General features: G+C 47.9%; 9 protein-coding genes, 1 rRNA gene and 1 other annotated feature. Of the genes, 6 read left to right on the plus strand and 4 right to left on the minus strand.

Features of this window, described 5'->3' with window-relative positions; translation table 11 throughout:
• The first annotated feature begins 179 nt into the window (after positions 1-179).
• Both sltY and trpR read left to right on the plus strand, forming a co-directional pair.
• Complete coding sequence (gene sltY, locus UF06_RS07960) at positions 180-2,129, plus strand: murein transglycosylase (protein ID WP_226972246.1); 1,950 nt, start codon at positions 180-182, stop codon at positions 2,127-2,129.
• Positions 2,130-2,141: 12 nt separating this feature from the next.
• The gene (gene trpR, locus UF06_RS07965) at positions 2,142-2,450 is read left to right on the plus strand and encodes a trp operon repressor (protein ID WP_045569965.1); all 309 of its coding nucleotides are present in this window, start codon (positions 2,142-2,144) and stop codon (positions 2,448-2,450) included.
• Between the two features lie 10 nt (positions 2,451-2,460).
• Here the strand turns inward: trpR and yjjX are convergent, their stop codons facing one another.
• The 4 genes from yjjX to UF06_RS07985 form a co-directional block, all read right to left on the minus strand.
• Positions 2,461-3,006, minus strand: coding sequence for an inosine/xanthosine triphosphatase (gene yjjX, locus UF06_RS07970; protein ID WP_045569979.1), 546 nt, complete (start codon positions 3,004-3,006; stop codon positions 2,461-2,463).
• A gap of 34 nt (positions 3,007-3,040) precedes the next feature.
• Positions 3,041-4,219, minus strand: a complete 1,179-nt coding sequence (gene pheA, locus UF06_RS07975) for a prephenate dehydratase (RefSeq protein ID WP_045569966.1) — start codon at positions 4,217-4,219, stop codon at positions 3,041-3,043.
• Between the two features lie 12 nt (positions 4,220-4,231).
• Positions 4,232-4,353: a sequence feature (Phe leader region), on the minus strand.
• A gap of 114 nt (positions 4,354-4,467) precedes the next feature.
• A complete protein-coding gene (gene raiA / locus UF06_RS07980) occupies positions 4,468-4,797 on the minus strand; it encodes a ribosome-associated translation inhibitor RaiA (protein ID WP_039424214.1) in 330 nt (109 codons plus the stop codon).
• Positions 4,798-5,171: 374 nt separating this feature from the next.
• A complete protein-coding gene (locus tag UF06_RS07985) occupies positions 5,172-5,897 on the minus strand; it encodes an outer membrane protein assembly factor BamD (RefSeq protein WP_045569967.1) in 726 nt (241 codons plus the stop codon).
• A gap of 134 nt (positions 5,898-6,031) precedes the next feature.
• On the opposite strand from UF06_RS07985, the gene rluD reads away from it, so the two are divergent.
• From rluD to UF06_RS08005, 4 genes are all read left to right on the plus strand, one after another.
• Entirely contained in the window at positions 6,032-7,009 is a 978-nt protein-coding gene (gene rluD / locus UF06_RS07990) for a 23S rRNA pseudouridine(1911/1915/1917) synthase RluD (protein ID WP_045569968.1), read from the plus strand.
• 6 nt (positions 7,010-7,015) lie between these two features.
• A complete protein-coding gene (gene pgeF / locus UF06_RS07995; protein ID WP_045569969.1) occupies positions 7,016-7,738 on the plus strand; it encodes a peptidoglycan editing factor PgeF in 723 nt (240 codons plus the stop codon).
• A gap of 108 nt (positions 7,739-7,846) precedes the next feature.
• Complete coding sequence (gene clpB / locus UF06_RS08000; RefSeq protein ID WP_045569970.1) at positions 7,847-10,420, plus strand: ATP-dependent chaperone ClpB; 2,574 nt, start codon at positions 7,847-7,849, stop codon at positions 10,418-10,420.
• 501 nt (positions 10,421-10,921) lie between these two features.
• A 16S ribosomal RNA gene (locus UF06_RS08005) occupies positions 10,922-11,007 on the plus strand; the annotation flags it as partial.

Here is an 11,007-nt window from a genome sequence, read left to right on the forward strand (position 1 = left end):
TTCCCCTCTAACAGTGTTTCATTAAAATGAAATCACTATTATTTACATCTGTCATCTTTACAAAGGTGTAATGAATAAGAGTAAATAGATGCATATCGTTGCTTGCACCTTATAAAAGCAAGAGGGCTTAAGATCGGGAATTTAGAAGTGACGACAAAACGTCAGAGGATATGACTCTAATGAGACTGAATTTTTTAAGACTGCCCAAACCCTGTCGAGCTTGGGTGGGTCTTTTGTGTGGGCTGACTGGAGTAACGGTGAGCGCCGCTGATATCGCGAGCTTGGAAAAGCAGAGAGAAATGTATCAACAAGCGCAACAAAGTCTAGACAACAAAGATCTAGACGAGTTTGCCAAGTTGCGTCCGCAATTGGACAGTTATGCCTTAACCGCTTATCTCGATTACCGTGTCTTTTTGCTGCAACTGAAAGACAAAGCGCCAGCCGAGGTGGAACGTTTTATTGCCCAATCAGAGGATTATCCATTCTCTGGGCGTATTCGTGCACCTTATCTTGATGCGCTTTATCAAGCGCAGGATTGGAAAAATGTCCTGACCTTTCAACGCCAAGAGCCTAGTGGAGAGAGTTATCAGTGCATTTACTACTATGCGCATTACCAGCAAGGGGCGCGAGATAAGGCCTTTGCCGCAGCCAAACGGCTATGGTTGAGCGGTCAAGGGGTAGCGGATGAGTGTGACCACCTGTTTACCGTTTGGGAGCAAGCCGGGCTTCGCAGTGATGAACTCATCTTGCAGCGCATGTTACTGGCCTTTGAAGAGAAAAATGGCAACTTGATGACTTACCTGATGAAGTTGCCACAGAGTGCTAAGGCGCAGAAGCAAGCGCAGCAGATGAAAGCGTTATTTACCCAACCTGAATCGGTTGCTGAATTTGCCAAAAAAAGCAAAGCCAACGATTTTAACCGTATGCAAGCGGTGCACGCGTTTAAAAAACTAGCCCGCAAGGATGTGGTCGAGGCACAAGCTGTCTTGAGCGATGTGGTCAAAGCGCAAAAAATACCCAAGCCACAAGCGCAAGAATTGGCAGAGTATGTGGCATTTCGCTTGATCAATACGGACGATGAGAAACTAGCGGCGTGGCGAGACAAGACGTTAGCCCAGTCATCACGGCAGACATTGATGGAAAGGCGCGTGCGCTTAGCGATACAAGAGGCCGATTGGGCGGGCGTGCGGCAGTGGATTTTACGTTTGGATGACGAACATCGCCAATCGCTTCGTTGGCAATATTGGTTGGGGCGTAGCGACATCGCGCTTGGCAAAGTAACGCAAGGCAAACAGCGTTTAGAGTCACTGCTCGGGCAGCGCAATTTTTACAGCGTGGCGGCAGCCCAAGAGGTCGGGCAGTCGATTGAATACCCCGTCACGACCTTAAAACTGGAGAGCGAACGGATCGCCCCTTTTCGAACATCGCTACAGCGGATCGAAGAGTTGATCGCACTGGATAAAATTGCCGCAGCGAAGAGCGAGTGGCGTTACTTACTCTCGCGTACTGACGATGACACTCAAGCGATGCTTGCCGTGTACGCCGCTTCCAAGCGTTGGTACCATTTAACCGTTACCGCCAGTATTTCTGCCAAAATGTGGGACAATGTGGAAGTGCGTTTTCCCGTAGCGCATCGCTGGTGGTTTAATTTTTACGCCAATAAACACAATATTGATCCGATCACCTTGATGTCGCTGGCAAGGCAAGAGAGCGCGATGGATGTGGAAGCGAGATCGCCAGTCGGTGCGCGCGGCATCATGCAGATCATGCCCTCAACGGCGCGCTACACGGCGAAGAAATATCAACTGAGTTACACCGGAGAGGACGAGCTATATCAGGTGGGGAAAAACATCGAAATTGGTAGCCACTATTTGAATGGGCTCCTTGAGCAGTACGATAATAATCGAATTTTTGCGTTTGCGGCTTATAATGCCGGACCTAACCGAGTAAATAGCTGGCGGGAGCGCACGGGCGGAAAGTTGGATGCGTACGCCTTTATCGAAGCGATTCCGTTTAAAGAGACCCGTGGCTACGTGCAAAATATTCTGATGTTTGAGAACTACTATCGGGATATTTTGGGTGTTGATGGGGCGTTTCTCAATCAGCATGAGCTCGAAACCAAGTATTGAAGTAGGTAGAGAATGTCGCAACAACCCGAGTATTCAGACTGGCAGCAAATCATTGAACTGGTTAAACACAGTGTCGAACAGGGGCAGCATGAGATGTTGCTGACCATGTTGATGACCCCGGATGAAAGAGAAGCGTTGCTTTCTCGGGTGAACATTGTGCGTGAGTTGTTGAGAGGCGAGCTTTCTCAGCGTCAGATCAGTCAACTGCTGGGCGTTGGCGTGGCGACAATTACCCGTGGTTCTAACGAACTTAAAGCGCGCTCTGATGAAGAGAAAGCGATGCTGATGACCTTGCTGGAGGCCAATAAAAAAGGCGGATAATCCGCCTTTTTTAATCCTCGCTTGCCAAATTGGCCGGGAAATGTTGTGGATTGGTAAAAGGGATTAAGGCCAGAATCAAAGCCTGGTGATAAACCGAACTGCGCGTGAGAAGGTTTTGCGTCAGCAAGCTGATTGCACCTCCTTTTTGCTTGATGTTGTCGGTGCCAAACACCTCGTCCATCACATCGCCAAGCTCATTGGTATCGGCAAGCTTTGCCAGCACCGCAGGGGGCAGCATTAAACTGGCCGAGCGCGATTCGCCGCGCTGAGTGTTCGATTCAATTACCATCCAGGCAAAGGTCACATCACCCTCAATGCCCGCTTCCAAGCCCACATAATAGTCGCCATCACTGACCGCTTGTTTGGCATTTTTCACCCGATTGAGCGCGCCCAAATGGGTTTCTTCATCGCTCATCGGTTGATCTGCCACCTCGCTGGGGACGCTTACACCACTGAAGGTAAAACTGCGCTGTGGAAAGGCTTGTTGAAAGGCACTTTCAACCGCACTGAGCTTAGCAGGGTTGAGTGACGCGATAATCACTTTTTGAGTTGCCATGATCTTTTTACTCACCGTGGTTCATTTTCTACTGTCAGGCTAGCTTGACTTGGGTCGGTTTGACATTTTCACTCGGATAGCAGCCAAGTACTTTCAAGTGTTTCGTCAGCTTGGTGAGCTCATTGAGCGCAAGCTGCATACCTTCGGAATCTAGGTGCGCTTCTAAGTCCACATAGAACATCTCTTCCCAAGGGTTGCCCATAATAGGACGCGACTCCAGCTTAGTCATATTGATGCCGTAGCGTTGCAACACCAGCAAGGTTTCGACTAGCGAGCCTGCCTTTTGCGACGTCGACATAATCAGGGTTGTTTTCGCTGGGATTTGTGCTGAGACTTCTACTGGCTTACGCGCAACCACGATAAAACGCGTGTGGTTCTCTGTTTGGTTCGCGATGTTGCCTTGGATAGCTTGCAGGCCATACAGCTTGCCACTGGAAGCATTGCCAATAGCGGCCACATCATCACGATTCAGCTCTTGCACTTTCTTCATCGCATCGGCAGTGCTGGCACAAGATTCGAGTGTGACCCCTTTAAGACGACTGAGAAACTCACTGCATTGCTGATGTGGTTGTGGGTGTGAGTAAAGTACTTTGATCTGTTCAAGTCGCAGCTCTTTGGTAGCCACCAAACAGTGTTCAATTGGTTGGGTTAATTCACCAACAATATAGAGTGTGGTGTGTTGCAGCAGATCATACACCTCGTTGATCGAACCTGAGCTGGTGTTTTCAATCGGCAGAACGCCGAAATCAGCATGACCGGATTCAACCGTTTGTGTCACCTCTTTGAAATGTTCACAGTTGAGCTCAATCAGTTCCGTGTTCTTACGGCTAAAATATTCTCGACTGGCCAAGTGTGAATAAGAGCCTTTTGCACCCAGAAAGGCGACGCGCGCGAGTGGTTTGCGACTTTGCTCTGGATTCAACAGATTCTGTAGATAAGATTGTTGCAGCAGTACCGAGTCTTCAATGATGGTATGAAACAGCTTGGTAATATATTGAGCATCAAGCTGATATTTTTCTCGTCCATTGGTGATCAGCTTAACCAGTAATTGCTGCTCTCGGCTGGCATCTCTCACGGGTTTTGAGGTTTCCACTTTGCTTTTCGCCACCTCAATACTGAGTTTACGGCGCTCCGAGAGGAGGCTAAGCAATTGGTCGTCGAGGTCATTTAAGCGCAGACGGATCTCTTCAAGTGAGATTGGCTGGTCAGTCATCGTGGTATTCCTTATAAAAAAGCCCCCCGAGTTGGGAGGCTTTCTGTTTGTTTTTGACTTTTCTTTCACAAACGGCTTTGCCTCCGGCGGTTAGGGGAGGAAAAAGAAGTCAAAAATAAACAGTAGATTGAATTGCATAAATATCTTTCTTGGTTACGTTTAACCACACAATAAGCAAGCAGGCGTAGAGCGTCAAGCAAAAAAATAGCGCCTCTCGGCGCTACTTCCTTTCACAAAATGAATTCGTTTTATTCGTCTTCTTCTTCAACCAACTCAGGTTTTTCGGCGCGACGCGCTTCGGATTTGTGCTGCAGTTTGTTTAGCTGTCTTTCCAGTTTTTGCTCCACTTCATTAATGGCAGCATACAAATCGTCGTTAACCGCTGAAGCGATAAGTTGACCTTTAGGAACCTTAATCACGGCCTCAAATTTTTTCTGTTTGTTCGGTTCTTCGCTAAAGGTGGCTTGGCAACTGATGATGTCCGCTTGCCATTTTTCTAGCTTCTTAAATTTGCTCTCAATGTGAGTGCGGATAGCAGAGGTGATGTCAATGTTTTTACCAGTGATGTTTACTTTCATAGATGCTTTCCTCTGTGGTATCCCTCATGGGTTGACTCCAGATTACGACTTTGAACTAAAAAAAATGTGACCAAGATCATTATTTATTATGGTGTTTTAAGTGGCTAAACAGAATGTGATCTTAAGCAAGGCTTGTCGATTTTTCTCATGAAAAAGCTTGAGATTCGTTTGGAAAGCAGTAGATTGACTCGAGTAGTTGGCTGAAATTAAACCATTTTTCAGGGGTATTTTACTGCCTAAGTAAAATCTGTAGTCAAAATTTCACCAAGTGAAAAATGTGATCGCCACCCGTAGGAAAGAAAGAATGAAAAAATGCCGCTGAATTTCTCAGCGGCGTTTTTGCGTTTGTAAACGGAATCATTAAAAGAGGCGTATTAGAGTGGATTGAGGCGCATCAGCTCTTTCGTTCTCGCAACCGCATCTTCTAGTCCCAATTGTTGGTAGGCTTTAAGTTGAATTGACAAAGATTTTCTCGCTGCAGTGGTGTCTGGATAGGTTTTCTGCAACTCTTGGCAGCGATTAATCGCTGCAATCCATGCCTCGCGACGCAAATAATAATCCGCCGTCGCAAGGTCATACTCGGCTAAACGATTTTTCAGCGCAAATAGGCGTTTTTGTGCATCTTGGGCGTATGGGCTGTCAGGATAACGTTCAAGCAGCTTCTTAAAATCATCAAATGCTTCTTTGACAGGCTCAGGATCGCGATCGCTGCGCTCAACGTTAAACAGGTCATGCATAAAGTTGCGATCTTGCGCCATGTGGGTTAGGCCGCGCATGTAAAGTACCCAATCCATTTTCTCATGAGTCGGATTAAGCCTCGTAAAGCGGGCAATCGTCGCTAACCCTAGGGCGAGGTCGTCGTTCTTATAATAGGCATAAATCAAATCAAGCTGCACTTGCTCCGAATAAGCACCAAACGGATAACGGGAGTCGAGCGCTTCAAGTTTCTCAATCGCCGTTAGCCAGTTACCACTTTGAAGAGAAATTTGTGCCTCTGAATACAGCTCGGCTGGTGGTACATCAGGGACAATTTGTTCACTGCTTGAACATCCAAACAGCAGTGATACCGCCAAAAGGCCTGATAAAGTATGGTGTCTCATGTCAGGAGTCGATTCCTTGATTCTAAATATTTCTTAAGCTTCCGTTACTTTCTCGTCAGTAACGGATACAATGAACAACAAGTATTTTTCCACAGTAGTGAGCATTAGTCTCACAGTTTTTAAAAAAGTTCGATATGGCTCAGCAGATTGAATTAACAAATACCGTAAAAGATAGCCAATTAGGTCAACGACTTGATCAGGCTATCGCAGAATTGTTCGCCGATTTTTCTCGTTCGCGCCTGAAAGAGTGGTTGTTGGACGGAAAAGTAAAAGTGAACGGTGAGGTGATCACCAAACCCAGAACGAAAGTGATGGGCGGCGAAGCGATCACGGTGCTCGCCGAGCTTGAAGACGAAGAGCGCTGGGAAGCGCAAGATATTCCTCTGGATATTGTCTACGAGGATGACGACATCTTAGTGATTAACAAGCCGCGTGATTTCGTGGTTCATCCGGGAGCTGGAACCCCTGATGGCACCGTGCTCAATGCACTGCTGTTTCATTGTCCGGAGATAGCAGAAGTGCCTCGTGCGGGTATCGTGCATCGTTTGGATAAAGACACAACAGGTTTGATGGTGGTTGCGAAAACCGTCCCGGCGCAAACACGCCTCGTGCGAGCGCTACAAAAACGCGACATTACCCGTGAGTATGAAGCCATCGCTATTGGCCGTATGACCGCAGGCGGTAAAGTGGACCAACCGATTGGTCGCCACTCAACCAAACGTACCCTGATGGCAGTCAGCCCTATGGGAAAACCGGCGGTAACACATTACCGTGTGGCGGAGCATTTCCGTGAACACACACGCTTGCGTTTACGTCTTGAAACCGGACGTACTCACCAGATCCGTGTGCATATGGCCTACGTTCAGCATCCACTGCTTGGCGATATCGCTTACGGTGGGCGCGCGCGTATTCCATCTGGCGCGTCTGATGATGTGGTCGAGATGATACGTGGCTTTGACCGTCAAGCACTGCATGCAGTCATGCTGCGCTTTAATCATCCTATCACTGGTGAAGAGCTTGAGTTCCATGCTCCTGTGCCAAATGATATGGTTGAGTTAACCGAAACACTACGCCGTGATACTCAAGAACATGGCTTACCGGACGTCTACTGATCAACCATGATTCTCCCTAGCTGGCCAGCTCCGAAAAATATCAAAGCCTTTGCGTCAACGCGTGAAGGCGGTTTTTCGCATGCTCCGTATACGAGCCTAAACTTGGGCGCGCATGTCGGGGACGAGCTTCACCTAGTTAGGGAAAATCGCCTTTGGTTAGCCCAAAAGGCGCAAATGCCAAGCGCGCCAGTGTGGTTGAATCAAACCCACTCAACACGAGTGGTAGAGGTATCGACTCCGACAGATCAAGTGTTGGATGCCGACGGGCTATTTACCCAAACCGTCGGAGTGGTGTGCAGTGCGATGACGGCGGATTGTTTGCCGCTGCTAATCACCAACACACAAGGCACCCAAGTTGCAGCAGTGCATGCGGGATGGCGTGGCCTTTCTGCGGGCATCGTGGAAAACGCGCTCGACAAGTTTTGTGGTGAAGTCATGGTTTGGCTTGGCCCAGCGATTGGTCCTTTGGCATTTGAGGTGGGCGATGATGTCCGTCAGGCATTCGCCGACTTTGATCCACAAGCTGCTAAAGCTTTTGTGGCACAAGAGAAAAGTGGAAAGTGGCTTGCTGATATATTTTTGCTCGCGACTCAGCGTTTGAACCGTGCAGGTGTTGGGCAAGTCTTTTCATCGCAGATGTGCACCTACAGTAATTCGGGCCAGTTCTTTTCCTACCGCCGTGATGGCGTTACTGGCCGTCAGGCCAGCTTTATCTGGATGGAAGAATAACAGCATAATTTGTGCGACATCCGCTTTAGTCCCCCCTTGAAAAACGTCGAGCACGTATCCATCTTTCATACTGATTAAACCATTCATTTCAGTTGAGGGAAGGTAGGTATGCGTCTTGATCGATTTACCAGTAAGTTTCAAATCGCTATCTCTGATGCACAATCATTGGCGTTAGGGCGCGATCATCAATACATCGAACCCGTTCATCTTATGGTGGCGCTGCTCGATCAAAATGGCAGCCCAATCAGACCGCTGCTGACCATCTTAAATGTGGATGTCACGCATCTACGTTCCAAGCTCAGTGAAATGTTGGATCGCCTGCCGAAAGTCAGTGGCATTGGTGGTGATGTACAGCTGTCCTCATCGATGGGCACCATGTTCAATCTCTGTGACAAAATTGCGCAGAAGCGCCAAGACAGTTACATCTCGTCGGAAGTTTTCCTGCTGGCCGCTCTTGAAGACAGAGGTCCGTTAGGTCAATTACTTAAAGAGCTGGGGCTCACAGAGCAAAAAGTGAGCCAAGCAATTGAACAAATTCGCGGCGGTCAGAAAGTCAATGATCCGAACGCAGAAGAGCTGCGCCAAGCACTTGAAAAATTTACCATCGATCTTACCGAGCGAGCGGAGCAGGGCAAACTTGATCCGGTCATTGGCCGCGACGATGAAATTCGCCGCACCATTCAAGTATTGCAGCGCCGTACCAAAAATAACCCGGTGATCATTGGTGAGCCCGGTGTCGGTAAAACTGCGATAGTCGAAGGATTAGCGCAGCGTATTATTAATAATGAAGTTCCTGAAGGGCTGCGTGGTCGCCGCGTGCTGTCACTCGATATGGGTGCGTTGGTTGCCGGTGCGAAATATCGTGGTGAGTTTGAAGAGCGCCTCAAATCGGTCTTGAACGAGCTCTCTAAAGAAGAGGGCAATATCATCCTCTTTATTGATGAGTTGCATACCATGGTCGGCGCGGGTAAAGGCGAAGGTTCCATGGATGCGGGCAACATGCTCAAACCCGCATTGGCGCGTGGTGAGTTACATTGTGTGGGTGCGACAACACTCGATGAGTATCGTCAGTATATCGAGAAAGATCCGGCACTTGAGCGCCGCTTCCAAAAAGTGCTGGTTGATGAGCCAAGCGTGGAAGATACCATTGCAATTCTGCGTGGTTTGAAAGAGCGTTACGAACTGCACCACCATGTCGAGATTACCGATCCTGCGATCGTGGCGGCAGCCAGTTTGTCCCATCGCTACGTTTCAGACAGACAGTTGCCGGATAAAGCGATTGATTTGATCGATGAAGCGGCGTCCAGTATTCGTATGCAGATCGACTCCAAACCAGAAGCACTGGATAAACTAGAGCGCAAGATCATTCAGTTGAAAATTGAACAACAGGCGCTTAGCAATGAGCATGATGAAGCGAGTGAAAAGCGCCTACGCTCGCTCAATGAAGAGTTGAACGAAAAAGAGCGTGAGTTTGCAGAACTAGAGGAGATCTGGAATGCAGAAAAAGCCGCCTTGTCGGGCACTCAACATATCAAAACGGCACTCGATCAGGCGCGCATGGATATGGAGTTTGCTCGCCGCGCTGGGGATCTAAGCCGCATGTCAGAACTGCAATACGGCCGTATTCCTGAGCTCGAGAAGCAACTTGATCTAGCCACGCAAGCCGAAATGCAGGAGATGACGTTATTAAGAAATAAGGTTACCGACAACGAAATCGCAGAAGTGCTTTCTAAGCAGACCGGTATTCCTGTGTCAAAAATGCTGGAAGCGGAGAAAGAAAAACTGCTGCATATGGAAGAGGTTCTGCACAATCGCGTCATTGGACAAAAAGAGGCGGTAGAAGTGGTGTCGAATGCCATTCGTCGTAGCCGCGCTGGTTTGTCCGATCCGAACAAACCAATTGGTTCCTTCCTCTTCTTGGGACCAACTGGGGTCGGTAAAACCGAATTGTGCAAAACGCTCGCGAGCTTCATGTTCGACAGCGAAGACGCCATGGTGCGCATTGATATGTCGGAGTTCATGGAGAAGCACTCTGTGGCGAGATTGGTCGGCGCACCTCCAGGCTACGTTGGTTATGAGGAAGGCGGCTATCTGACGGAAGCGGTGCGTCGTAAGCCGTATTCTGTCATCCTTCTTGATGAAGTCGAAAAAGCGCATCCCGACGTTTTCAACATCTTGTTGCAAGTACTGGATGATGGGCGATTAACAGATGGACAGGGTCGTACGGTCGATTTTAGAAACACGGTTGTGATTATGACCTCGAATTTGGGTTCAACCCGAATTCAAGAAAACTTCGCCATGCTCGATTACCAAGGTATTAAAGAGCAGGTGATGGATGTTGTCGGCAAACATTTCCGTCCGGAGTTTTTAAACCGGATAGATGAAAGCGTGGTGTTCCATCCTTTGGGCAAAGAGCACATTAAATCTATCGCCTCCATTCAACTCGGTCGATTGGCTAAACGGATGGAAGAAAAAGGCTACTTATTGGAAGTGTCAGAAAAAGCGCTGGAATTGATCGCACAAGTTGGCTTCGACCCGGTTTATGGTGCGAGACCACTAAAACGTGCGATTCAGCAAAGTGTCGAAAACCCGTTAGCAAAATCCATTCTTTCTGGCCAAGTGTTGCCAGATAAGAAAATTCAATTGGTGGTCAGTAATGAGCAGATCATCGCTCATCAATAGATAAAGCTATACGAGTAAATGACAAAATAAGGGGCCAAGCCCCTTATTTTGTTTGGTAAATGCTCAATTGGGTTAAAGACTGACCGGTTGAACGTTAATTGCGATAAAAAAGCTATTTTTCACTTGCCAAGGAAAAAGCGTTCCCTATAATGCGCATCCACTGACACCGCAGACGCCACAAGGCTTCAGCAGTGCAGTAAGAGGGTAAAGCTTCTAAAAAAGAAATTTGAAAAAGTGTTTGACTCTTCAAATTAACTCGCTAGAATGCACCTCCGCTTCGAGAGAAAAGCTTCTCAAAAAGCAAGCTCTTTAACAATATAAACCTATCAATCTGTGTGGGCACTCGTTGATGATAATCCAAAAGATTTATCAATGAACTGAGTGACCAATTTGATACTTCGGTATCGAGCACAGTCAATTCAAGTTTTCTAGGAACTAGCTTCTAGGGACTAGAAACTTATCAGTATTCATTGAGCCGAAGCGCAAGCTTCAAAAAACTTTTAATTGAAGAGTTTGATCATGGCTCAGATTGAACGCTGGCGGCAGGCCTAACACATGCAAGTCGAGCGGCAGCACAGAGAAACTTG

The sequence above is a fragment of the Vibrio sp. S234-5 genome (genome assembly GCF_000960595.1).
GTDB lineage: Bacteria > Pseudomonadota > Gammaproteobacteria > Enterobacterales > Vibrionaceae > Vibrio.